Genomic DNA, 23,173 nt, shown 5'->3' on the forward strand with positions numbered 1-23,173 from the left:
CGGAACGGCAGGAGGCGGAGCGTGCGGCCTGGCGGGCGCCCGGCGTCACCAAGGTTGACAACCGCATAACCATCTCACCGTGATCAATCAACGTTCAATACCAGCCGGGCTTTCTAGCTGCCCGGCTGATATCCCTCGATAGAGGAGCTTGCAGCTTGAGCCGCACACGGGACCCCGAACCGCATCTGCCGGAGACCATGGATCCAGACGAGATTGCGCTGGCAAGCATGGATTGTTTCCCGGGAGTGATCCCCTCGTGGATTCCCATGCGTCTCGGCCGCCCGCCGACAGCGGCAAGACAAGATTCCACCGAAATGGCTGAAACCCCGAAGGATCACCCTCGCGCCGCCGCCTCGGATCATGGGTGGTGCCATCGCCATGTCGTCGACAGCCATCGCCCTGAAGCAACTCGCTGAGCAGGGTGAAATCACCAGCCGGCACGGGCGGCTCGCGCTCGGAATATTGCTTTTCCAAGACCTGGCAACACTCCCGCTGCTCATCCTGGCCGACGCGTGGTCCCAGAGCGACACCATCGCCTTGACGGCAATTCTGAAACAGATGGTGGTTGCCACCACGGCTCTTCTCGCTGCAGCCGTCATGCCGGCCGCGACGCCCATCTCGCGGGAAAGGTCGCCGAGGCATTGATGGTGCGCGGGGGAATTGCTTCGCACGCCGCCTCAGATCGAGAAGATTGATGTGCTCGCAGCCAAGCTGCCGTGAAGCGGCGCGGACGACCATGTCACTTCCAGAGGTGATCGCTGGCACAAATATGCGGACTCAAGTCCCGGCATATCCGCCGGCCGCATGTCATGCGCATGCGGCACTCCGAAAACGCGCCGGTGTTTGCCTTGAGAAGGGCAGTGCAACCGCTTGCCACCGTCATGGGTGGCGGGCTCCCTTGGGGAACTGGTCACCGCGATCCTATGCAGAAATCGTAAAAAACTGACGGTCGTCACGGCCGGCGCGGCGCGGCGATCATATCCTTCTTATGTGGCGTCTCGAATTCGACAAACGCTTCCCGGACGCGAACGGAGCGCACAATGACGAGCATCCCATCAACCGATAGCCGCAAGATCAACGAGATGAACGACGTGCTTGCAAAGAATTGGTGGGTCGTCGCATTGCGAGGCGCCCTAGCCATCCTCTTCGGTATTGCTGCATTTGCGATGCCTTTGGTAACGATGCTCTCGCTTGTGGTGGTTTTCGCTGCATTCAGTTTCATCGACGGCGTCTTCGGGGTTGTCATGTCAGTGCGAGGTGCGCGCAAGGGCGAGCGCTGGGTCTGGTTGCTTTTCAGCAGCATCCTCGGCATCGTCACCGGCGCGGTTGCGTTCCTGTGGCCCGGCATTACGGTTCTTGCCTTCGTCATCCTGGTAGCGGCATGGGCCCTGGTATCGGGCACGTTTATGCTGGTCTCGGCCTTTCGGCTGAAGATCGACCACGGCCGCCTCTGGCTGGTCATCGGCGGCATCGCAAGCCTCGTTCTCGGCATACTCCTCGCCATCTCGCCCTTCATCGGGGCGTTGGTGCTGACTTTCTGGATCGGCGCGCATGCCCTCATACTGGGCGCCACGCTGCTCGTCCTGGCTTACAAGCTGCGGTCCCGCAGCACTGGCCTGCCGGGCACTCTTGCCACGTCCGCCACGGCTTGATCGATGAGAGGAGAAAAGGCATGTCTTCTATTCTTACTGCGGGAACGAAAGCACCCGGTTTCACGCTACGCGTGACGCCCGACCAGACCCTTTCCCTGTCGGAGTTTGCGGGCCGACGCGTGATCCTGGCATTCTATCCGGCGGACTGGAGCCCTGTCTGCGGCGACCAGATGACGCTCTACAACCACGTCCTCTCCGAATTCCGCAAGAAAGGCGCTGAACTCGTCGGGATCTCGGTGGATGGCGCATGGTGCCATCAGGCTTTCGCCCGGGAGCGGAACCTGCATTTCCCATTGCTTTCGGATGCCCATCCCAAGGGAGAAGTTTCGCGCGCTTACGGCGCCTATCGCGACGATGTCGGCGAGAGCGCCCGCGCACTCTTCCTCATTGATGAGTACGGCACGATTGCATGGAGCCACTTGTCCCCGGTCGCCGTCAATCCCGGGGCAGACGGCATTCTCGACGCCCTCGACCAAATGCCAAACCTGGAGCAGAAAAATGTCGACGCTTAAAGTTCCTGTCAATTCGCGTGACCACAGTCGTGGCGGAGCGAACGCAGCCGTCACGCTCGTGGAATATGGCGATTATCAGTGTCCCTATTGTGCCATCGCCAATCCAATCGTCCGATCCCTGGAAAACCGGTATGGCCAGTCACTGTGTGTCGTCTTTCGGCATTTCCCGCTCGTCGAGATCCATCCACTCGCAGCGCCGGCAGCGGAGGCGGCGGAGTATGCCGGAGATCAGGGCCGGTTCTGGGAAATGCACGATGCGATCTATTCGAACCAGCATCGGCTGAGCACGCAACTTTTTTTCGCCATTGCCGGCACCTTGCAGTTGTCTCAGATGGGACTTAGGGATTCGCTTACCCGCTCGCTGCATGCCGACAAGATCCAGGCCGATTTCATTGGCGGCGTCCGCAGCGGCGTCAATGGGACACCCACCTTCTTCGTCAATGGCGTGCGACATCAGGGCGGTTTCTCGGCACCGGAGCTCGCTGCTTCAATCCAAACCGCGATGGACGTCCTGGCTCCGGTGCGATGAGGCCTCGATCTCGAAGATATTGACGGGCGTCAAGGCTATCACGGCTGCTTCGTCCAGATCTTATCCCACCCACGAAGCTGAAGGAATGGGATCATACCTAGTCCGCCAGTACACTTCAAACCCGGAGGATTCGAGATGCACTATAACAGCGCTTCAAAGACATATCGCAATGCCCACCTCGCATTGGCAATCGGCATGGATATTGTGTTGATGACCACCATTTTCCTGCCGTCGTCAATGCCGGCAGTCGCGCAAAACGTCGTTGTCGTCGACGTGGATGTGAAGGAAGTAGCCAAGGGCTACCGCGCTACCAAACTCGTGGGTGCCAAAGTAAAGAACGGTACTGGCGAGACAATCGGATCAATCGATGACTTCATCGTCGATCGCGAGAAGGTCCTCTTCGCAATTCTCCAGGTAGGTGGCTTTCTCGGCATCGGCGGTTTCCTTGTCGCTATCCCTTACAATTCACTGCAGGTCAACGCGGACGGCTCGAAGATTGTGCTCGCCCAGGGGAGTAAGGAGGAGCTGCAGAAACTTCCGGAGTTCAAATACGAAGGAAAGTAACTGGCGCGCCTCCCGCGATAAGGAACGGAGACTTCGCCTCGCGCGATCAAGCCTCAAACCCATATTCCGTCGCGGAACAAGCCGGGACCGGTCTCCTAGCTCATGAGCGCTGTCAAGCCTTTGTTTCATAGCAAATATTCCGGCAATGTGCCGGGCGCAGAGCGATGTGCAAAGTAGGAGGCGGAACTGAGACGACGGCTGAGCAAGCTCTCATGCGCGGATTGGTTACCGCATGACCGTGGTTTCGTCCTGGGTCTGCCTCGTTACCTGGAGGAAAGCGAGTGAGACACCGACCGCCATCGCGTCGAGACTAGTTCCAATCGCTGTCGCGACGAAGACCAGGAGGACACGCCAGTCCGCCAATGGATCAGTTGTTCTTGCGCCTATAGCGCAGCTTATCAGCGCTGACAGCTTCGTGTCAGTACCGAGACTAAGCCGTTCCAAGCTGTGTCGGCAGATCCCACGGGTTCACAAGAGTAACTCCCATACCTTCGAAATCTTTGATATTGCGCGTGACTAGCGTCATCCGATGGATGAAGGCAGTCGCCGCGATATAGGCGTTATTGATCGGTTTGGGACTGGGCACATGCCATTGGGCTGCCTGCACTGCCGCGGCATCGTCCAAGGGCAGGATGCGATTGGAAAACGCAGTTAGAACAGTATTTTCCAGCCAGTTTCGTAACACTTTCCCGGCGGCTGCATCATTATGCTCCGCCAGCCGAACGCCAATCTCCAGTTCGTGCAGGACAACAGATGAAATGAACGCCTCGGCCGGATCGATGGTTTCGTTCCAAACCGCGACGTTCGGATCAGCCTTGCCGCTCGCGACCTTGCGCAGTTCGGACACCACGTTGGTATCGAGCAAAAGCATCAGGAGAGATCAACCGGCTGGGCGCGTTCTGCGCGCTCGGGGAGCGTCAGGTCAACGTCTTCGGCCCCCGGAGCTGCCAACATATCGCCAAGCGTCCGCATTTTACCTGTAAGCCGCTTGTACTCATCGAACGAAAGCAGAACGTGAGCAGGCCGTCCCCTGTCGGTGATTATCACGGGCCCGTTCCTGGTTGCGCGCTTTGCACGGCCAAGATCCTGATTGAGCTCCCGGCCCGAAAGAGTGGTGACGGTCACGACAAGCCTCATATACGTGGTTACGTAACCACATTTAATATCTAGGGACAGGAAATGCAAGCCGAGCCGCCTTGGTGGGACGCTGCAGAAAAGTCGTAAAGTGTCAGAGGCGAGCATGTTTCGACCTCGCGCAAAGCTGATCTGCAGACGCTCAACTGCCCATCCGATGCCATTGGTCTCATAACAAACCCCAAACCATACCGGCACGCGGCAAAATTCGAGTTCGGTATGACTGCAGGGCGCCCTAGCAGATCTCGCAAATCTCATCAGCGAGGCGCTTCGTCAGGCTCGGCGGCCCGGATGCCGGCCGCCTCATCCTACTTAGGACGCTCATCGCAGGCACCGGTGGATATCGCCGGCATTAAGCTTGCGAGCCAGCGTCGACTTGCAGACAGGTACCTAAATTGTAGTGGAGGAGAAGAAGGCGAGCCGCGGCTTCATGGTCAGACGACACGACTTTCATCGCCTTCGGCTCTAGGTGCGATAGCGTCGGCTGCCATTCACGCTCTTTCCGACGATTTCCCGAATGATCGGCAAAATTTCTCTTGCTGCTTCCTTAGCCGGCAGGGCCGTATCTGCGACATTGCTCACAAGCTTCGTGATGTCGTGATCGATGTGCTTCTCGGACCAAAGTTTGCCGCTGGCGACGGTGATATAAACCGAATAGGCGTGGTGCATGGTACCGGGGTGTTCGCCGATGATGTGAAGGATTCCTCGCAAGCTGTTGGGGTCTGCTTTTTCGAAAAGCAACTCACCGATTCGGTAGCCGGCCCGCACCCTTCCGCCGGTGACGAGGATGTTGCTGTCGCTCGTCGGCACGTCGGCCTCTGCAAGCAGTCTACGCATCACCTCCAGATAGGGGCAAGGTGTAAGTCGTCCATGATGGCCTTGGCGTTGAGGCCGTCCGAGATAACAATCTGGCCCTTGGGCAGGTTGCCCCCCAGCGCTTATTGCGGATGATAGCCCGGATTTCTGCCACCGCGCCTCCAGAGAGATAGCCTTTCGTCCGGATCTGGCCCCTAGGACAGTGCCAACCTCAATCGACAGACATTGCGGTGAGTCAATGATGGAGTCTCGACAATCTGGCTGAATGCACGTCAAGGAGGACACCAGCATGAGAATGGAGACCAGACGCGAACCGGCTCAACGAGAAGAAGCAGAGGCGGTATCGCAAGTTCGCCATGGAGACACAATGCCGCGGTGGCTCTCCGGCTTCATCTGGAAAATGGGACGGGGTCATCAGACCCTCTTGGTACTTCTGTCAGTCCTACTATTTGCCATAGGCATCTTCCCGCTCGAAATTCAGCGACGAATTGTTAACGGTGCGACGCAAGGGGTAAGCCTAAACACGATACTCCTTCTCGTGTCTGCCTATCTTGCGCTCGTCTTGGCTGAAGGCGGTATCAAACTGGTATTGAACGTATACCGAGGCTGGATTGGAGAGGTCGCAGTCCGGTGGCTTCGCATGACAGTCATCGACGCGAGAGAATACAACTCTCATGATCTTACGACCTTGGCGGAAGGCGTCGAAATGTCGATCGTACTCGCCGAGGCTGAACCAGTTGGCGGGTTTGTCGGAACCAGCATGTCCGAGCCAATACTGCAGGCAGGCATACTTCTGGCGGTTGGTAGCTACATGATCTACCTGCAGCCGCTACTTGCTCTTGCCGTCATTGCAGTGTTCATACCGCAGGCTGTCCTCGTTCCCATTCTGCAGGGGCTCATCAACCAGCGCGTAAAGACTAAAATCACCGTCATGCGGCACCTCAGCGAGGAAATGGTTGATCATGCTTCGCCAAAGTCGCCAAAACACCAGGCCGCCCGAGTCCAGCGCCTATTCTCAACGAACATGAGTATTTACAGACTGAAGTACGCGCTGAACTTTCTGATGAATTTGATGTTTCAGCTTGGATATGCAGGAATTTTCGCGCTCGGAGGCTACTATGTCATAACTGGGAAGGTAGAAATCGGTACGGTAGTTGCGTTTATAGCTGGCCTCAACAAGGTGTCAGACCCGTGGGGTGCGCTGGTCGATTGGTACCGGGATCTACGTGTTACGCAGGTCAAGTACGAGCTTATTCGGGATGCTAGCACGGTGAACAATAGCCATTTGAATCCGCCCGTAGGCTAGAAAAACTGGCCTTTACGGATGGGTGTTAACATCCGAAAAAAGGTTTCATTGTATTTACTTTCACAAGGCTCCCCTTTTCATGGTCTGGTGTCACGACAGTGGCGGCGACATGAAATTTCGCTGGTTCACATACAGATGTCCTCAGGGACGGTTCATCAAAATTAGGATGCCCCCGACTGGGATGCCTGGCCCGGCGGTACGCGCAGCCAGGTTCTCCAAATTCTCGCTGGCATTCTCGCGGATCCGATTTGCTGCTTGAGGGGCGAAATTCGAACCAATCAACAGCATCTTGCTCGCCTCGGAGGCGTAATCCCCGGCGACGCACGAAATCGCCAGCACCGTCCAAATGTGTGGTTGCACTCGAAGCTCCGAACGAGATCACCCAGAACCTCTGCGTCCTTCTGGCAGCGCCTTACGAGAAAATCGAGGAATGCGATCTGAAATTGCAAGGCCGCATCCATCAGATTGAGTTGAGAGTTTCGCTCGCCTCCATATCTTTTCGCGTCCAGCGATAGCCGGCACATTCCTTGGTCAATTGCTCTTCGGTGCCTTCATCGGTATACAAGTACCGGGATGCGCGAATGACTTAAGACTTTCGTCGTGACACTTCCAAGAATCAGGCCAGCGACACCTCCACGACCATGGGATCCCAATGCGATGAGATCGCAGCCATTGGTGATGGCGGCCTGAATGATGCCTTCGTGAATCTCTTCTTTTCGGAGCTTCACGGTATAGCTTGCAACGCCCTGATGGCGTGCGCGCAGTTCGACCTCGGCCAGGAATTGCACCGCTTGTTGATCCGAGAGCCGATCATAATCCTCCTGACTGGCCGTCAGCTTGTCGCTGTCGGTTGTGAATATCCGGAAGGGTTCGAGCACATGAGCGAAGACGACCGAGGCGTTGGCATCCCTGGCAAAAGCAACGGCGTTCTCCGCGGCCGCGACCGCAAGTTTGGACCCATCGGTTGGAATGAGAATCTTGGCAAACATGATCTATTTCCTCCTAGCGGCATTCTACGGTACGACGCCCGTCTCTCTTTGATTCTTGTCAATATTCCTTGTCTGAGTTTCTCCCGGGGCTACCACGCATCCGCTCACCTTTACGGAGGTCAAAGCAACCCCATTTGTCGTCGTGAAAAAGAGCCCTTTAGAGTGCAGGGGGCGGAGCCGAGTGAGAACCGAGAAGTCCCCAGCCCATCGGATATTGCCTCGCCACATTGGCGCGCCTGGGTATTCGATCCAAATTCGGCTAGCGTCATGCATCTTCGTTTCAGCGATGTCATCAGATAGCAACCGCGATCAAGGTTCACCGGCCTGGGTTGCCGAGATGGACGTCGAAGGGCATCGGCAAGTCGAAACTCATTCCTAGTCGCGTCGATGCCCACGCGCCGAGTTGTTTGAAACGGCTGCCGCCGAGACCTCTGCTGGTATGGACAAGAACGGGCTCATCGGGGCGCTATCTGGGGTCGTCGCGAGCGAGTGCAGGGAACGATTGGCGTGTTGCACGCCGGTCGGGTAGCGTTGGCTCTAAGCGGCGATAGAGCCTCCGGGTAAGGCGCCTGGATGTCAGATATTCGGGGATGTATGAACGGATCTGCTTGTCGGGGTTGCTATTCGCAAGCCTGTCGATGGCGCCTTCCTGGCCAAGACGTTCTGCCGGACGGGCGTGAACGACATGACGGCCGACGCCAAATTGCTGCTTGATCGCGAGAGGATCATGCTTGAGTTTCTATGTGCACGAGAAAGGAAAACTGGCGGTCTTTGACCGCGTCAAACATGGAGGCGACCATTGGTAAGTACGAAGGGAGGATCGGACGACCTGCTTTTGAAACCCGAACGATCTGCCGCACATGCAATCATCGGCTGGTTCGCCGGCGCGCTGATATTTGGCGGCGTAATCGGGCTCGTGCTGCACTTGTCCGATATTGCCGAACTGGTGTCGGTATTGAAAGCAACGCGTCCGCCTTGGATCACCGCGGCGATATCGTGTCAGCTTTGCACCTATGCTTGCGCCGCCGCTGTCTGGCAGATGGTTACGAGGCGCGCGGGTTTTCGGCTTCGACTTTCAGACCTTCTGAGACTAGCCGTCATGGAACTCTTCGCCAATCAGGCGATACCCACTGGCGGCCTGAGCGGAAGTCTGCTGGTTGCCCGCGGCCTTGTACGGCGACGGATCCCATCCTCCGTCGCCGTAACCGCCTTGCTGGTCGCCGCCCTTTCCTATTACGCCGCCTACTGCCTGATGGCAGCACTTGCGTTCGTCCTTCTGTGGTCAACCGGCGATCTCAACGACGCATGGGCCTGGCTGTCAATCCTGTTCGCAGGGATCGTCACCCTGATCACCGTCTGCCTCGTAGCAGTCATTGTTACTAAGGGTCGCTGGATTCCAAGGTCTTTCCGCCGGAGGGCGCTGATGGCGCCCATTGCAAAGGCGCTTGCTGAGGTCCGGACCGACATGATCAGCGACCCGAAAGTGTTGGCGCTGACAATAATCTTTCAACTCGCGATTTTCGTTCTGGATGCGACCACGCTATGGTTCGCTGTGCTATCTCTCGGGACGAGCATCGGCCCCTCTCCAGCGTTTATCGCCTTCGTTCTCGCGTCAGTCGTTGCGACCGTCTCACCGATACCGCTGGGCCTGGGTTCATTCGAAGGAGGTTGCGTCGCAGTCCTCCACTTGCTTGGTGTGCGCATAGAAGTCGCTCTTGCAGCCACACTGATTTTCCGAGGAATATCGTTTTGGATGCCCATGCTTCCTGGAATGTGGCTGACCCACCGGGAGACGCGAGCCGATCTTGGCCCAAGTCAATACCCGGATCACGAGGTTTTTTGATTTTGTTGGTCCTCTTCCCTTTTCGGCCCGTACTTTGATTGAGGATCAGGGGCAGATTGATCTCGGTCAAGGAAGCAGTGTCCTGCATCTGTATGCTCTCGTCAAAACCAGAGGTGGAACATGCAGGAACCGAAATTATCCTTCCATGGCGCGGCCGGCTCGGTGACCGGCTCCTGCTTCCTCCTCGACGTCGCGGATTCCAAAGTTCTGATTGACTGCGGCATGTTCCAGGGCTCCAAAAGCGAGAAGGAACTAAACTACCGGCCCTTCCCTTTTGACCCGACGGAAATCGACGCCGTTCTCCTAACCCACGCCCACATCGATCATACCGGTCTGCTTCCCAAGCTCGCAAAGGAGGGATTCGGCGGGCCTGTCTATGCTACCCGGCCAACCATGGAACTGTGTGGTGTCATGCTGCAGGACTCCGGACATATCCAGGAATCCGAAGTCAAGCAGCTAAACCGCCGCAATCGCAGGCGGTCACGGGAGCCGGTCGAGCCGATCTACACAGCTGACGACGCCCGCATGGTGATGGCGCAATTCATATCTGTCCCCTATCAGCAGTGGCAAGAAGTAGCGGGCTCGATCAAGTTCCGCTTCTGGAACGCTGGGCACCTGCTCGGATCGGCCTCGATCGAGATGGAAGTCGCCGTAGTCGACGGTTCACGGCGGCTCCTCTTTTCGGGCGATATCGGTACCCGCTACAAAATGCTGGAAGGGTTACCTCAGGCCCCCGTGGGCACGGACTATCTCATCTGCGAGAGTACATATGGGGACCGCGAGCGCGAGGATTACACGCAGGACGATCGCCGCGGGCGGCTGAAAGAGATCGTAGCCAAGGCAAACAAACCAAATGGCGTGCTTCTTATCCCCTCTTTCGCCGTGGAACGCACGCAGGAAGTGCTGACGGATCTTGTCGCGCTGATGGACGACGGAACTATTCCTCGTTCGCCAGTCATGATTGACTCGCCATTGGCGTCCAGAGCGACCGAGGTATTCAAGGCCCAGGCAGGTGAGTTAGCGAACGCTGGCACGTTCATACGCGCCCTCAACGCACCCAATGTCAGGTTCACCGAGTCGGCAGAGCAGTCAAAGGCACTTGATCTCGTTCGCGGTTTCCACATCATCATCGCGGCGAGCGGTATGTGCGAAGCGGGACGCATCCGCCACCGGCTGCGCAACTGGCTCTGGCGGCAAGAGTGCACTGTTCTCCTGGTGGGCTTCCAGGCAGCTGGAACTCTGGGTCGAGTCCTGCAGGAGGGTGCTCGTATGGTTCGAATCCAAGGAGACGAGATCCTCGTAAAGGCAAAAATCATAACATTAGACGCCTACAGTGGTCATGCCGATGCGACTGAACTCGACGAATGGGTATCTGCCCGGGCGCCGATTGCAAAAGGTATATTTCTCGTTCATGGCGAACCTGCAGCGCGTACCGCTCTGACACGTCTCTTGGCGCGGACGCAAAAAGTTCCCGTGATAGAGCCACGGCTCGACGACACATTTTACCTGACCCGAGAGGGTGCATGCATGGCCGAAGATCATACACACGCCAGACTAACACCCGAGCAGCTAGGGCGGCCGGATTGGCATAACGACTTCCAGAGCCTGGTCCTCGATCTGTCCCAGCGTCTTAACTTGGCCGCAGACCAGAAAGGCCGGGCTATAATCCTTCGAAAGATCAGGCGTGCCCTTGAACCAGACGACGAGATCGCCAAGGCAAAAACAGAATGACATCTGTCAATTGACGGGAACTTCCAATAGGGCCGCGATCATCTCACGTTTCCCCACCCGGGCGACGCCGGCGGGAGATCATGTCTCTGAAATCGTCGACGTATGAAGCAAAATCTGGAACACTAGCGCGATCCTCCGACGAGATCGGATGACCCAGTCGTAAAGCTTGAAAATCGGGTCTTCAGCAGGCAGCCAAGAGCTTACATCGCGGATCCTAAAATAGGAGGGCTATCCACGTGCGTCAGCGCTGCGAGACAACGTCTTGCTTATTGGTTTTGGCCCCTTCGCAATATCATCTTCAGGCCGTATGACGTTGCCGGTTTGGGGAATATTGCTTCTCGGCAAGGACAGCGAAGGCTTGAGTGGTAGAAAGATGTCGCGCACAACATCACTTGCGACCGCTTCCGCATAGCCGAACTGCAACCCAGTCGAGCGATCCAAATTGTAGATGTCTGATCTCACGACTGCCCCATCCTCCCGCCGGACGAGACGCGTTGTTAGTCGAAAGACATCCTTGCCCTCTCGCACGCTGCCATGAAAAAGATAGAGCGTGCTTCCGTGCTCTGGACCCAGCGCCGGATTGAGCTCTGTGACCACTCTCAGCCCCCCTCCAGCAAGCAGTTTGACGATGATGTCGTCCCTGAGAAAGCGTGAGACTTCTGCTGTCTGGCTGTTTCCCGCGTTGTCGAAAGGCTCGACTACTACCGTCGGCGTGGATTCGAAACCTGACACCACAAGCGGACTGGTTGAAAGCCGATCTATGATCAGGAAAGCCATTGCGATGCCAATCGCCGCAAGTCCTATTGCCCCAAGCCGACGATCGGTCGAATGCCAGAGGGCAGAATACCACCAGTCGCTATCGTCAACGGAACTCGCAGGCGTGGAGGCGCGGACACTTTGTCTACCAAACTCAGGGTTCGATCTGAACTGCGGAACATAGCCACCTTTCGGTATAGTAATAAACACAGCTTCAGGCTGAGAAGCCAAGAGATAAAAGCGCTCGAGTTCTCTCCTTATCCGTCCAGCCTCGATGCGCACGGCGGGATCTCCCTGAGCGTCGAAATTCCTCCGCCCAAAAATACTCACGGCGATGGTGTAGGCCTTCAGGTATTGCGCTCTTCCGGCGAGCGTCTCCTCCACGATATAGCGCAGGAACCGCCTCCCGCGCTCGGGGAGTTGAAGATCCCCGCTTGCAAGAATTCGTTCCAGCTGAACCTGAATGTCTAGGTCCGAAGGCTCACTGGATGCCGTCTGCAAACCTGATGAACTTGTCATTGCCCTCCTCCGTTTCCTCACTTCCTTGTTGAAGCACAGCAGAGGAGGCTGCACGATCGTCCGCCCGGAAAGACCGGTTCCTGCTCTCAATCCAATGAATGAGGCGGCTTGCTTCCTTACGGGTCAGCAAGATCGTCGTGACATCCAGTTCAGCAGGTGACCCAGTCAACGCATCCACAACATTGAAAAGTCCGTAAGCCGCGCGGACGCAGACGTATCTCGGTTTGTTCTCCAAAGTCATGCCCATGAGCCCGTAAATCCCTTGGTCGTCCTTTAGGCTGTCAATCTGCTACCAGGCACATTGCGCTTAGTATCGTTAAGGTTAGCAAGGGACGCCATACGTACATTGAGCCAGATCAAAAATGAAAGCCCGTCAATCTTGATCGGCGTCAATGCTGACTGGATCGGATCAGCCATGCTCACAGGCAAATTCAATTCATCTCCAAGGGGGAGGCACCAAAATGAGTTGGAACCGTTGGTATGGCCTTCGAAGTTATATCAGATCCTCATTGTGGATCGTTCCGTTCATCGCCCTACTGCTTTATGTGGCGGCCATCAGATTGGTTTACGCATTTGGGGATTGGCTTCCATGGATCGATGTCTGGCCCTGGGGAGTGGCAGGAACCCAAAGGATGTTGGAAACGATCGTAACGATGACGTTGACCTTCGTCGTCTTCACGTTCGGTTCGCTACTGGTGGCAATTCAAGTCGCCGGTGGACAGTTGACACCCCGGATTATCGCAACGACCCTACTGAGAGATAATGCGATTCGATTCACCGTTGGATTGTTCATTTTTACGTTACTTTTTGCTGCAGGGGCACTTGCCAGGCTTGATACAACAGTCCCGCAGGGCGTTTCAGGCATGGCCGGGCTTCTCGGCTTTCTTTCAATCGCCGCTTTTTTGTACCTGATCGACTATGCTGCCCGCCTGCTCCGCCCCGTTAGCATCATCGCAAGGGTTGGCGAGCGCGGGCATGCCGTCATTGAAGAAGTCTACCCCGAGGAATCGAGCAAGGATGCCTCCAACGACAACACGACTGTGGCTGTTACACCAGATAAAATTGTCTACCATCAGGCTCATCCGGCCATCGTGGTTGCCATCAACCAAAAGGCTCTCCTGGAGCTCGCTGAAAGGACCGACTCCACTATCGAACTTGTCCCGAGAGTGGGCGACTTTATTGGCACCGACGAACCCCTCTTTCGTTTGTACGGGCCCCACCTGCCGGACGTACACCGTTTAAAGAGCCTGGTCGCTCTTGGACCAGAGCGAACCCTTGAGCAAGATCCCACGTTTGCATTCAGGATCATCGTCGACATCGGCATCAAGGCGTTATCCAAGGCTATAAACGATCCAACCACTGCTGTTCTTGCAATCGACCAGCTACAACGACTGTTATGCTTCGTAGGTAAACGACGCCTTCTTGGTGACGAAGTCCGCGGCAAGACGGGGAAGTTGCGACTAGTCCGCAGGACGCCCAACTGGGAAGACTTTGTACAGTTGACGTTCAGCGAGACCCGCTTGTATGGTGCTGAGAACTTTCAGATCGCCAGGCGGTTGCGTGCGGTTATCGAGTACGCCCTGCAAGTTCTGCCTGACGACCGTCGCCCGGCGCTTCTTCAGGAACTGGATCTCATGGATCGCATGTTAGAAAGGATCTACCTTATGCCCGAGGATTTGGCGTTGGCCAGAACGCCTGACTCGCAAGGGTTAGGGGGGGCTGCGAAGCACGCTGCTTCCGCTAACCGGTCCTAATTTTAAGGCGTCGTTCGGGCGCGAACCGGTTCAGTATCTTGGCTAGCACGAATCCCATCAGCAATGTGATGCAGGCTGCCAGTATGCACATCGTGCTCGATCGTGGATCCGCGTCGGGGACGGCTGATAGCGGAGCCAGTGCAGCGCCAACATTTCTTGTCGCAACTCCAAGCGTTACCACGCTTCGCTTGTTATGAGGTAGGCCGACCGTGAGCGCATAGGAACATGCCGCAAGCCCAGTATAATAGATGAACTGAGCCGCAATCGCAAAAGTACCGACGGCACCCACCATGTCGCGCCAGTTCTGCAAAAACGCCGTTGCCAAGAGCACTACAATGTTGAGCACGACAACCTTCCTCACGACGGGATCGAACCTATCCGCCCATCGCCTGGAGAGGCTTCGCACCCCAATGCCAACCCCAAAGGGAGCGAGTACCAACAACAATAGAGGACGTGCAATCACCCCTGGACCCGCGTGAAGGTCTGGCGCCACGAACGGGACCGCGATCGGCATTAATATGATCGTGCCGAGCGCAGCAATAACGATGAATGCCGCCGTGTAGGCAGCGTCGGCCTTTGCAACATCGGACAGAAGCGGCAGAAACGGCGCACATGGTGTTAGGCCCAGCAAAAGCAGTCCAAGCTCATATGGCGTTGGCAGTGCTAACAGCCGGGCGATCACTACGGCGAGAATCGGCCCGACAACAAAACCGGAGAGGACGCTTGCGATTACGAACCGTCTGTCATGTAGTGCGACCCAGGCATCTTTGAGCTCAAGTTTCAAACCGACGTCGACCAAGCTCCCAAGCATAAAAGACACAAGTGCCACCTGAAGAGTGTATTTCAGCAAATCGGTCATCAGCGGCCCTCCGTGGAAATTTCTGTAGGCAACATAACTCGGCGTTCGCAATCCCACCTTGATTTGCTTCAATGTAACCGGCTGGTTTGCGCAATTGGCGTGCCGTGTTTCCAATTACGCCAGCAGCGTAATGATCGTGGGAGAGAATCAAACCTGACACCGCAGCCGAAGCAAATCTTCCGCCTGCGTTCCGGCCTCAGGGGGCTCACTGCCAAGCGTATTGCCGCTTGTCTTTAGCACGAAGCGTGCTTTGGCCTTCGGCGGTACGACGCCATCATGACACGGTTGTCAAACGCGATGGTCAACTGGACCAGGTTCGCATGGACCCAAGACGCTCTCGATGACGGCAATTGCCCGTTCTCTCCTCACTGATGGAGGCGATCCGACAGCTCGGCAGTTCAGCGTGCGCCGATTGTGGGTGGTCGCATGAGGCGTCAAGCCCGGCTGAGAGCGCTAATTTGACGGAGGTCAAGGACAACGAGCGCGAGGACGTCTAGCAATGAGATCTGCGGATAAGATTCAGTACAGGAGGGTCTAATGCGCTACAGTCCATTTCTCACTTTCCCAGACGCCGCCCGGGATGCCGCCGTCTGGATCCGGGAGCTTTCAGAATTGCTTGGATGTGATCAGCGCGACGCTTACGACGTGTTGCGCACGACCATGCATGCGGTCCGCGATAAGATGTCCGCGGATGACAACGCAAAGGTTGGCAATGATCTCCCTTTGGTGCTGCGAGGTCTCTATTTCGAGGCATGGGATCCGATTAAGAGCCACGGCCACAGTGACCTTCAGGATCTTCCGGCCTCACTCCTTTCAGCCTTGCCTCATCACATCGCGTCAGACAGAGATGTATTCGAAAAGCTTCTAAGACTTTTCGAACGCCGCCGGCGTCACAAGAGATCGACGAAGCTCGATCTTGCACTAAAGCTCTGCGCGACTGGCATCGACAGCAACAGTCCGGACGCCGTTGTTCCTCACACGGTGTCGCCCGGACTGCGTTAGTTTCAGGATATCATTAGCGGCGTGTTTTACATGCTCGACGACGCATTCAAAGTAGCTGAATTTATTCAAGCGAAGGGCTACAAGGGAACCGTAGAAGGTTTCAACCTCCGTTCGGTAACGTCTTCGCCATCATCGAGGCCCGGTGTTTAAGGTCCCATGCGGCGACCTCGGTGCGGTTGAAAACATTAGCCGGGACTGGGTATCGACAAATTCCGGATCTCGGTGGGTTACGGCACCGACATTGAGGCCGCTCGCAACTGCCAGACAAAGTTGGTGCCGAACTGAAGGCCGACGCCGCGCTGGGGCCGCTTGTCATTGAGTGGAGGGCCGGCCGCCCAGACGTGCATTCGCGCGCATCAAACAGGCGCAGCTATCCATCCAGTCCCCCGACAGACGAGATAATATTCGTCATTCCAACTGCTGGGCGCTTAAGCGCTGGCCGCTCAAGAAGCGGGGAGGAGCGATAATGACTCATCGAAGCGGCTACGCGTTCGCCAACAAGGATCTGCGCAGAATAAATGTCATGGCGACGCACCACGCTGATGCCAGCATTAATGCTGGTTCTAATCCCAGAACATTCGCTCAATTGGATCGTTCAGCAAAATCCGCTGTCCTGACGCTCACGCTCAATGCGCTTATATCGCTCTTGCCAAAAAGCACGTGCTTTTGGAGACGTCGCGTCAGCGGGGCTTTGTCGAAGCGACGCCTCCAAGCCTGCCCCACTCGGTGGGCGCAGGGCTTCCCATGTGCTATTCAGTGACCGTAAGCTTTGCCTGCATCCCGGACTCAAAGTGCCCCTTGATGTTGCACAAGAGCAAATAGGAACCGGCCGAGAGCTTGGCCTTCAGCTGACCATCGGCGCCCGGCTTGAGATCGGAAACCTCGCCCAGGCTCTTCAACTGCTTCTCGTCCACTCGATGCTTGGACTTGACCAACGGGATTTTTTGATCGGACGTTTTAAGTTTCACCAGAACCATCTCGTGTTCTTCTGTCATTGCGTCGTTGTGAACCGCAAATACCGTCTCACCCGCCTTGATCGTCGACTGGTCGAGGGTAAGCGTCATCGGTCCGCCACCCTCGCCGCCTTCCACGACCTTTACCGTTGTGGCTGCCCACGAGGTACTGGCGATCGAGACCGCCGCAAAGACAGCAAGCCCATAACAAATGATTCTCTTCATTTCATCCGCCTCTTTTATCAGCCCGCGGCCCTACTAGCGGCCGTTTCTGACACTTGCCTGAATACCGACGGATTGGCACACAGCGCCCGACGCCTCCTCTCGAAACCCACCATCCCGAGCGTATTTGTTGGCGATCATGGATTCTAGCTACTTTGGCGAATATCTTCACGACGCTATTTTTGTTTCAGCGCTTGTGAGGCCCGCTATCCCGGGAACGCAATGGAGCGCGCATTTCGGCAGGATGCGGTGATCCTTTGATAGACCGCTCCCCGAATCTGGACGCAGCCGCTGCACGTGGCTCCCGTCTCACAGGGTGCCGGTTTCAATCGCGCCAAAATGTCTGCATTTCTTCCCGGGTCACCTTGCCGTCCTTGTTACTGTCGACACTGTCGAAAATCCGCTTGTGGATCGCTGTCACCTCGTCGAAGGAAAGTGCTCCGTCTCCGTTGCTATCGGCAATCGCGAACATGATTTTCATCTGTGGTCCATGCATCTCCATGGCTCGCTCCATCATTCCCTCTCCCATCATTCCGCCTTGCATCAAGGCCGCACCTGGAAAGCTTTTCTCGATTTGTCTCATCATTCTTTCCATCGGCGACGGAGAAGAATCGTCAGACGTCCCACCAGGGGTTTTGTTGTCCGTCCCATTGGATTGTCCGAAGACGAGTCCGACACTTCCAATCGAAAATATTGCCGCCACCAAGGCTGCCCGTGAGAACCCGGTAGTTTTCATAAGCTATCTCCTTCAACCTATCCCAGCACCGGTTTTCGGTGCGCTAACAAAATCGGATTGAGATTTCCGTCGTAGAGGCGCATGTTACGATGATCGGCTCATTGTGAGCCTGTCCCTCGTCTAATCGTTGACCCAGATCAAAGTAATCGACCGGACCTCGAATTCTGCGAAAGGGGGACCTTCGGTCCATTGACGTGTCGCCTGGAAGCAATTCAGTCCTTAGCTGCAGCCAGGAGCGAAAAAGGTGCGATTGCTGCATCGACGTCCGGGTGGGACGCACATCGCTAAGCAACGCTTTCTTTCGAAACCTTGTGCCATCGCCTCAAGGGTCAGCCAATGCGTCGAAATCTGGACATGTCATACAAACGACTGGGTATCTTTCGCGATTTCGACTGCGCAACATCCGATCTGGCGAAAGATGAATTCAGCCAGTTCGTCGACGGGTGCAACTAGATCGATCTCTCCATCAAGCAGCAAGGCGTTTTCAGGCGTCTCCGGGAAGTCCGCTTCGGCCGGGTCCTACATAGCACGTTCCAAGCTCAAGCCGATCGCCGGTTCCCGCCAGCCCACCTTTAGACCAGTTGAGTGAGCCAATATCCGAGGCAGCCCACTTTCGATCTCAATGGATCGGTGAAGCGCGACAAGCACGCACGTCGGGAGACCTTAGTCTGGCCAGCATGGCGCATATCGCTGGCATTCCTCCAGCCGATGCGCCGATGGCGAGGATATCGTATGGCATTTTGCTGGCCCGCGTTGTTTGCCCTTCTATAAAAGAGCCAACGCGTTCCGCATTGCGGAGGGTTAAACAATGGTTTTGCGGTTTCCTTGGACTGTCCGTTTCAATTCCCAGAACCATCCCTGCCGAAGGCAAGTCGCCGTTCATCGTCCCGGGACCGCTTTTTTCGTGTGGACATTGGCGGGCAGCACCACCGCATTATGTATAGCCATTGATCGGAGAGCTTTCCTGCAGATGTATCTGCAAGACGGAAGGTTCTCAGCTATAACTCGGCTCATTACTTTCATGCAGCCACGACCGCACACCATCCGTCGTCCGCTCGTGAAAGCCACTCGGCCCGACGAGCTTCTCGATCCCGCCCAATCGCATGCTATCCCGTACGGGGTCGCGCACCCTTGAGAAAGCCACAGTGACCCCAATACCCTGAAGTTCCTTGATGAGAGCGAAGAGCTCGTCGGTGGCGCTAACGTCGATAAAGTTGACTGATCCTAGATCCAAAAGGACGCATCTCAGCCCTGGCCGCGCCGTCAAGGATGCCTTCAGGAGCGTGATCATTCGTCCGATACTCGCGAAGAACAGGTCGCCGCCCACCCTCCAAATCAGCAGTCCTGCAAAGGTCTTTGCCTCGGGATGAAGATGTATGTCCCGATAGGCCTCGGTACCGGGAAGTTGTCCGACTTCGGAGCTCAATGGATGGCTTGCATGGTAGATCAGCGTCAAAATCGAGATAACGACTCCCAATACAATACCCTGCGGGACGCCCAGGACGAGTTCGCCCGCCACTACGATGATGCCATTGACAAAAGACCAGGGGCTTCTCCGGAAAAGATCCCGCAGATAACGCGGGGTAGATAGGTGCAGCATCGCGGCAATCACGACCGCAGCAAGCGCGGGTTGAGGCACAGTTCGGAACAACGGCGTCAGGAAAAACAGGGTCAAAAAACAAAGGAGCGCCGCGACCAAGTTGGCCGCTTGAGTTCGAGCACCCGCCGCCATCGCAACCGAGGTTTTCGATAGGCTACCAACAACGAGAAATCCACCCAACAGCCCGCTTAGTATGTTTGCTGGACCGTGTGCGACCAATTCCTGATTGGGATCTATATTTCCACCATTCTCAAGAGCCGCCGCCTTCGCAGCCCCAAGGGCTTCAGCGTAGCCGACCATCACAATTGCGAGCGCTCCTGGTGCAAGCTGGACCCAAATCGCGGGGTCGAGGTTTGGCAGTACTACGTTCGGCAAACCCGACGGGATGTGACCTGCGACATGGACGCCGGTCGCCTCTCCGCCAAGGACGCCAATTGCTATGGTGGCGAGTGCCATTACAAGCAGCGGCGCCGGAACGCGCGGGTTCAATCGTCGCAGGAGCATCATCGCCAACAACGAAATAAGACCAGTCAATGCAGGCGCCAGTGACATGTCATCCAGATGGACAAGAATGTTGCCAAGCCTTTTGAAAAAATTGCCCGCCGAGCCGTTGATACCAAGCAGTTGAGGCACCTGGCCTATAATCGTCACATAGACGAGCCCTTCAATGAAGCCTCTCATGACCGGGGTCGGTATAAAGCTGGCAACCCAGCCCATCCGCAAGAACCCTGATATCAGGAAGAGAGCCCCAATCAGGACCGCTAGACTTGAGGTTAGGGAATTGAACTGCGCGGTCCCCTGTGATGCAATCGCTCCGACCGTTAAGGCTGAGATGAGGCCGGTGGCGGTGTCAGGCCCCACGACAAGCTGGCGTGAGCTACCAAACAGCGCATAGGCAAGGAGCGCTGGTACTATCGTGGTTAGTCCCATGATGGGAGGCACACCGACAATCCCCGAATAGGCCATTCCTTCGGGAACCATCACTGCCCAGAGCGCTACACCAGCGAATGCATCTTGCACCAGCCACTCAGGTCGATAGTTGCCGACCCAGTCTACAATCGGCAAGGCTGCACGGATGGCGGACCTGACATTGGGCTGTTCCATAGCGCCTCGGAAGCTTACAGCGTTGTGGGTTCGCCAGATAGTTCACGAGCGTACCTCTGGCCTCGTCTGTTTATGAAATCCCTCACTGGACGCGGGGAAGCGGGTTTGCCATCATGCCCGGGGCGACGGAACCCCTGCGTGACATACTCGTCGCTCGGCTCGGCGCGCAGACGTAGAACGCAGATTGCGGCATAGGTGAGGATGAGGAGCATTTCCATGTGATTTCCCTTTGGCGCCTGCGGCAACTCGAGCATTCGCCAGCGGATCGGCGTTGGCCAACCCGCTGATCTGTTCGACGTTACCCACCTGCAACGTTAACTCTCTTCGAATAGGAACCCCGTCACATCACGTATCTTCTGTCCAGGAGAGCTTTGCGGGGGCACGGGCGCGCACTTAAACCGGCGATTTGGATCGATTATCGTCCACCACTAGGGAACCAGGACGGCTGCACCTTTGACCAGTCCTCCCCGCAGATCAGCCAACGCATCGTTCGCTCGCTCGAGCGGATATGCGGTGGTGACGGTACGCAGTCCCGCATGTCCAGCGAGATCAAAGAATTCTCTGGCATCGGCGCGTGTCAGGTTCGCGACCGATACCACATGACGCTCTCCCCAAAGTAGCTGATACGGCATGCGCGGTATATCGCTCATGTGGATCCCGCCGCAGACGACAGTGCCACCTTTACGAACCCGTGCGAGGGCGGCTGGCACCAACTCTCCAGCCGGGGCGAAAATGATGGCGGCGTCCAATTCAGCGGGGGGCGCTTCGTTCGACGCGCCTGCCCAGACGGCTCCGAGGTCTAGCGCAAAACGTTTGGCCATCTCATCTCCCGGACGAACGAAAGCATACACATCTTGCTTTCGCCACTTGCACACCTGAGCCAGAATGTGTGCCGCCGCCCCGAAACCGTAAAGACCGATCGTCTTCGCCTCGCCCGCCATCTTCAATGATCGCCATCCTATCAGCCCGGCGCAAAGCAACGGTGCGGTCGCAACCGGATCAGAGTCGTGGGGAAGCACGAAGGAATAGTTCACGTCCACCGCGGCATGCGTCGCATATCCACCGTCAAGCGTATAGCCAGTAAATCCGGGAGAGTCGCACAGATTTTCAGCTCCAGCGAGGCAATAGTGGCAACACCCGCACGTATGGCCGAGCCAAGGCACGCCCACGCGCTTCCCCACGATCTCCTCGGCAACTCCCGGTCCGATTGCGATGACTTCTCCGACAATTTCGTGTCCGAGCACGAGCGGCAACTTGGGATCAGGCAGCGCCCCCTCCACCACGTGCAGGTCCGTGCGACAGACGCCACAGGCCTCCACCCTTAAGAGCACCTGGTCTTTTGCAGGCCGCGGATCAGGTGCCTGTAAAAAACGCAAAGGTGACCCGACCTCTTCGAGGACCATTGTTCGCATGTTGCCTCCGCACCCCATCCATCTACACGTTTGGACGCACCAGATTTTTAGCCTTGATCGATAACAGAGGGCCCGCCTTGATTTGAATCAAAGCGCACTCTCTAAACGGCACTTGAGCGAGCTCTTTCGATCAACTTCCGAGGACCCCACGCGCTGAAATCTCAAGTGGAAGAAAAACCACGGCATTTATCCGAGCGGAGCGCCGAAAGGCGCAAAAAAATGGGAAATTTGACAGACATCAAAGACATGTCGGTGGAACACAGTACGCTCTTCTTATCCAACAAGAGGGCAGTGCGATGAACATCAAAACCACCATGTGCGTATTCGACGTCGGCCGCTGGGACCAGGACATAAAGTCAGCAATTGAATTCTGCGAGACACAGGGCGCCCATATGACGGCTCTCGTTGTTTGCATGGGTCGCGTTCCAGCGATTGCAACCTATGAAGCACTTTCAACAACTTGGTTAGAAGGCCAGCAGAAGGAAATAGACAGGCTAACCGAGGAAGCGAAATCGTTGCGGAAAATCGTCGAAAGGTCAGGCCTATCCTTTGACGTGCAGGAAATCTATACCGAATTCGCATGGGCCGACGATGATATCGCCCAGCATGCTCTCTATGCGGACCTGATTCTCGTCGGCGCACAAGCCGCGGGCAACGAAGAACTCCAGAGCCGGATCATAGACGGTGCGTTGTTTCAATCTCCAACGCCAATCCTCGTCAACCCCCGCATGCAGTCAATCGCCTCAGCTCCAAAATCGGTTCTGCTTGCCTGGGATTCAAGTGACGAGGCCGCGCGGGCCACCCGCCAGTCACTTGAGTTTCTCAAAGGCTGCGATAGCGTCCACGTGACGCTAGTGGATCCGATCGCTAGTAGCTGGGAGAACGGTGAAGAGCCGGGAGCAGACATCGCAACGTTTCTCACTCGACACGGCGTCAAAGTGGAAGTGGATCGCCTTTCGAGCGGCGGACGCCGCGTAGATGAAATCCTTCGCCAACACGCTGTGGATGTAGCTGCCGACATGGTCGTCATGGGCGCCTTCAACCATCCCCGGATTCAGCAACGCCTCTTTGGCGGCGTCACCCGATCGATGCTGAAGGATAGCCAAGTTCCGCTCTTTTTATCGCGATGACGCTGACGCAGCCATCTTGCCTCGGTTTACGAAATTTAGGCCTGGAAAGC

General features: G+C 56.5%; 20 protein-coding genes and 3 pseudogenes. 12 read left to right on the forward strand and 11 right to left on the reverse strand.

Going from position 1 to position 23,173, the window contains the following annotated elements; translation table 11 throughout:
* The first annotated feature begins 360 nt into the window (after positions 1–360).
* The 5 genes from FHT76_RS39160 (at position 361) to FHT76_RS39180 (ending at position 3,257) form a co-directional block, all read left to right on the forward strand.
* Positions 361–645 (forward strand): cation:proton antiporter, encoded by a 285-nt coding sequence (locus FHT76_RS39160; protein ID WP_405049542.1) that lies wholly within the window; start codon positions 361–363, stop codon positions 643–645.
* Between the two features lie 395 nt (positions 646–1,040).
* Positions 1,041–1,652 (forward strand): HdeD family acid-resistance protein, encoded by a 612-nt coding sequence (locus FHT76_RS39165; protein WP_183759221.1) that lies wholly within the window; start codon positions 1,041–1,043, stop codon positions 1,650–1,652.
* 20 nt (positions 1,653–1,672) lie between these two features.
* Positions 1,673–2,164, forward strand: coding sequence for a redoxin domain-containing protein (locus FHT76_RS39170; protein ID WP_183864994.1), 492 nt, complete (start codon positions 1,673–1,675; stop codon positions 2,162–2,164).
* Positions 2,151–2,693, forward strand: a complete 543-nt coding sequence (locus FHT76_RS39175; RefSeq protein ID WP_183759219.1) for a DsbA family protein — start codon at positions 2,151–2,153, stop codon at positions 2,691–2,693. The genes FHT76_RS39170 and FHT76_RS39175 overlap by 14 nt, the downstream gene beginning before the upstream one ends.
* Before the next feature lie 135 nt (positions 2,694–2,828).
* The gene (locus FHT76_RS39180) at positions 2,829–3,257 is read left to right on the forward strand and encodes a PRC-barrel domain-containing protein (protein WP_259186753.1); all 429 of its coding nucleotides are present in this window, start codon (positions 2,829–2,831) and stop codon (positions 3,255–3,257) included.
* Between the two features lie 264 nt (positions 3,258–3,521).
* On the opposite strand, the pseudogene FHT76_RS39185 reads toward FHT76_RS39180, so the two are convergent.
* From FHT76_RS39185 to FHT76_RS39200, 4 genes and pseudogenes are all read right to left on the reverse strand, one after another.
* Positions 3,522–3,596: pseudogene (locus FHT76_RS39185) on the reverse strand (manganese efflux pump); the annotation flags it as partial.
* Between the two features lie 91 nt (positions 3,597–3,687).
* The gene (locus tag FHT76_RS39190; RefSeq protein ID WP_259186754.1) at positions 3,688–4,128 is read right to left on the reverse strand and encodes a type II toxin-antitoxin system VapC family toxin; all 441 of its coding nucleotides are present in this window, start codon (positions 4,126–4,128) and stop codon (positions 3,688–3,690) included.
* Positions 4,128–4,382, reverse strand: a complete 255-nt coding sequence (locus FHT76_RS39195; protein ID WP_259186757.1) for a type II toxin-antitoxin system Phd/YefM family antitoxin — start codon at positions 4,380–4,382, stop codon at positions 4,128–4,130. Before FHT76_RS39195 ends, FHT76_RS39190 begins: the two co-directional genes overlap by 1 nt.
* Before the next feature lie 474 nt (positions 4,383–4,856).
* A pseudogene (locus tag FHT76_RS39200) lies at positions 4,857–5,323 on the reverse strand (ethanolamine ammonia-lyase light chain EutC); the annotation flags it as partial.
* Positions 5,324–5,574: 251 nt separating this feature from the next.
* Here FHT76_RS39200 and FHT76_RS39205 point away from each other — a divergent pair.
* Positions 5,575–6,513, forward strand: a complete 939-nt coding sequence (locus FHT76_RS39205) for an ABC transporter ATP-binding protein (protein ID WP_259186761.1) — start codon at positions 5,575–5,577, stop codon at positions 6,511–6,513.
* Between the two features lie 551 nt (positions 6,514–7,064).
* Here the strand turns inward: FHT76_RS39205 and FHT76_RS39210 are convergent.
* Positions 7,065–7,502 (reverse strand): universal stress protein, encoded by a 438-nt coding sequence (locus FHT76_RS39210; RefSeq protein ID WP_183864990.1) that lies wholly within the window; start codon positions 7,500–7,502, stop codon positions 7,065–7,067.
* 799 nt (positions 7,503–8,301) lie between these two features.
* Between FHT76_RS39210 and FHT76_RS39215 the strand changes: the two genes are divergently transcribed.
* On the forward strand, positions 8,302–9,345 hold the full coding sequence (locus tag FHT76_RS39215; RefSeq protein WP_259186759.1) for a lysylphosphatidylglycerol synthase transmembrane domain-containing protein: 1,044 nt from the start codon (positions 8,302–8,304) through the stop codon (positions 9,343–9,345).
* 120 nt (positions 9,346–9,465) lie between these two features.
* Positions 9,466–11,076: an MBL fold metallo-hydrolase gene (locus FHT76_RS39220; RefSeq protein WP_183864986.1), complete on the forward strand. Its 1,611-nt coding sequence runs from the start codon at positions 9,466–9,468 to the stop codon at positions 11,074–11,076.
* Between the two features lie 228 nt (positions 11,077–11,304).
* Here FHT76_RS39220 and FHT76_RS39225 read toward each other — a convergent pair whose 3' ends face one another.
* Entirely contained in the window at positions 11,305–12,351 is a 1,047-nt protein-coding gene (locus FHT76_RS39225) for a hypothetical protein (RefSeq protein WP_259186760.1), read from the reverse strand.
* 461 nt (positions 12,352–12,812) lie between these two features.
* Here FHT76_RS39225 and FHT76_RS39230 point away from each other — a divergent pair, with 461 nt between their 5' ends.
* Positions 12,813–14,105: a DUF2254 domain-containing protein gene (locus FHT76_RS39230; protein WP_183864984.1), complete on the forward strand. Its 1,293-nt coding sequence runs from the start codon at positions 12,813–12,815 to the stop codon at positions 14,103–14,105.
* On the opposite strand, the gene FHT76_RS39235 is transcribed toward FHT76_RS39230, so the two are convergent.
* Complete coding sequence (locus FHT76_RS39235; protein ID WP_259131038.1) at positions 14,092–14,964, reverse strand: bile acid:sodium symporter; 873 nt, start codon at positions 14,962–14,964, stop codon at positions 14,092–14,094. The genes FHT76_RS39230 and FHT76_RS39235 overlap by 14 nt on opposite strands.
* Before the next feature lie 537 nt (positions 14,965–15,501).
* On the opposite strand from FHT76_RS39235, the gene FHT76_RS39240 reads away from it, so the two are divergent.
* Positions 15,502–15,966: a DUF2267 domain-containing protein gene (locus FHT76_RS39240; protein ID WP_183864982.1), complete on the forward strand. Its 465-nt coding sequence runs from the start codon at positions 15,502–15,504 to the stop codon at positions 15,964–15,966.
* A gap of 3 nt (positions 15,967–15,969) precedes the next feature.
* Positions 15,970–16,286 (forward strand): annotated as a pseudogene (locus FHT76_RS39245) (mechanosensitive ion channel domain-containing protein); the annotation flags it as partial.
* A 429-nt stretch (positions 16,287–16,715) separates the two neighbouring features.
* Here the strand turns inward: FHT76_RS39245 and FHT76_RS39250 are convergent.
* The 4 genes from FHT76_RS39250 to FHT76_RS39265 all read right to left on the reverse strand — a co-directional run bounded on the left by FHT76_RS39250 (position 16,716) and on the right by FHT76_RS39265 (position 21,993).
* A complete protein-coding gene (locus tag FHT76_RS39250) occupies positions 16,716–17,144 on the reverse strand; it encodes a sulfocyanin-like copper-binding protein (protein WP_183864981.1) in 429 nt (142 codons plus the stop codon).
* Positions 17,145–17,466: 322 nt separating this feature from the next.
* Positions 17,467–17,727 (reverse strand): EF-hand domain-containing protein, encoded by a 261-nt coding sequence (locus FHT76_RS41330; RefSeq protein WP_310503313.1) that lies wholly within the window; start codon positions 17,725–17,727, stop codon positions 17,467–17,469.
* A 1,144-nt stretch (positions 17,728–18,871) separates the two neighbouring features.
* Positions 18,872–20,581, reverse strand: a complete 1,710-nt coding sequence (locus FHT76_RS39260) for a SulP family inorganic anion transporter (protein WP_183864979.1) — start codon at positions 20,579–20,581, stop codon at positions 18,872–18,874.
* 428 nt (positions 20,582–21,009) lie between these two features.
* A complete protein-coding gene (locus FHT76_RS39265) occupies positions 21,010–21,993 on the reverse strand; it encodes a zinc-dependent alcohol dehydrogenase family protein (protein WP_259131033.1) in 984 nt (327 codons plus the stop codon).
* A gap of 296 nt (positions 21,994–22,289) precedes the next feature.
* Here FHT76_RS39265 and FHT76_RS39270 point away from each other — a divergent pair, with 296 nt between their 5' ends.
* Positions 22,290–23,123, forward strand: a complete 834-nt coding sequence (locus FHT76_RS39270; protein ID WP_183864977.1) for a universal stress protein — start codon at positions 22,290–22,292, stop codon at positions 23,121–23,123.
* Positions 23,124–23,173: the final 50 nt, after the last annotated feature.

This window comes from Rhizobium sp. BK176, from assembly GCF_024808055.1.

Bases quoted from the DNA above. Each gene is read 5' to 3' on its own strand.
- FHT76_RS39160 (WP_405049542.1), top strand. From the start codon at position 361: ATGGGTGGTGCCATCGCCATGTCGTCGACAGCCATCGCCCTGAAGCAA.
- FHT76_RS39165 (WP_183759221.1), top strand. From the start codon at position 1,041: ATGACGAGCATCCCATCAACCGATAGCCGCAAGATCAACGAGATGAAC.
- FHT76_RS39170 (WP_183864994.1), top strand. From the start codon at position 1,673: ATGTCTTCTATTCTTACTGCGGGAACGAAAGCACCCGGTTTCACGCTA.
- FHT76_RS39175 (WP_183759219.1), top strand. From the start codon at position 2,151: ATGTCGACGCTTAAAGTTCCTGTCAATTCGCGTGACCACAGTCGTGGC.
- FHT76_RS39180 (WP_259186753.1), top strand. From the start codon at position 2,829: ATGCACTATAACAGCGCTTCAAAGACATATCGCAATGCCCACCTCGCA.
- FHT76_RS39190 (WP_259186754.1), bottom strand. From the start codon at position 4,128: ATGCTTTTGCTCGATACCAACGTGGTGTCCGAACTGCGCAAGGTCGCG.
- FHT76_RS39205 (WP_259186761.1), top strand. From the start codon at position 5,575: ATGCCGCGGTGGCTCTCCGGCTTCATCTGGAAAATGGGACGGGGTCAT.
- FHT76_RS39210 (WP_183864990.1), bottom strand. From the start codon at position 7,502: ATGTTTGCCAAGATTCTCATTCCAACCGATGGGTCCAAACTTGCGGTC.
- FHT76_RS39220 (WP_183864986.1), top strand. From the start codon at position 9,466: ATGCAGGAACCGAAATTATCCTTCCATGGCGCGGCCGGCTCGGTGACC.
- FHT76_RS39225 (WP_259186760.1), bottom strand. From the start codon at position 12,351: ATGACAAGTTCATCAGGTTTGCAGACGGCATCCAGTGAGCCTTCGGAC.
- FHT76_RS39230 (WP_183864984.1), top strand. From the start codon at position 12,813: ATGAGTTGGAACCGTTGGTATGGCCTTCGAAGTTATATCAGATCCTCA.
- FHT76_RS39235 (WP_259131038.1), bottom strand. From the start codon at position 14,964: ATGACCGATTTGCTGAAATACACTCTTCAGGTGGCACTTGTGTCTTTT.
- FHT76_RS39240 (WP_183864982.1), top strand. From the start codon at position 15,502: ATGCGCTACAGTCCATTTCTCACTTTCCCAGACGCCGCCCGGGATGCC.
- FHT76_RS39250 (WP_183864981.1), bottom strand. From the start codon at position 17,144: ATGAAGAGAATCATTTGTTATGGGCTTGCTGTCTTTGCGGCGGTCTCG.
- FHT76_RS41330 (WP_310503313.1), bottom strand. From the start codon at position 17,727: ATGATGAGACAAATCGAGAAAAGCTTTCCAGGTGCGGCCTTGATGCAA.
- FHT76_RS39260 (WP_183864979.1), bottom strand. From the start codon at position 20,581: ATGGAACAGCCCAATGTCAGGTCCGCCATCCGTGCAGCCTTGCCGATT.
- FHT76_RS39265 (WP_259131033.1), bottom strand. From the start codon at position 21,993: ATGCGAACAATGGTCCTCGAAGAGGTCGGGTCACCTTTGCGTTTTTTA.
- FHT76_RS39270 (WP_183864977.1), top strand. From the start codon at position 22,290: ATGAACATCAAAACCACCATGTGCGTATTCGACGTCGGCCGCTGGGAC.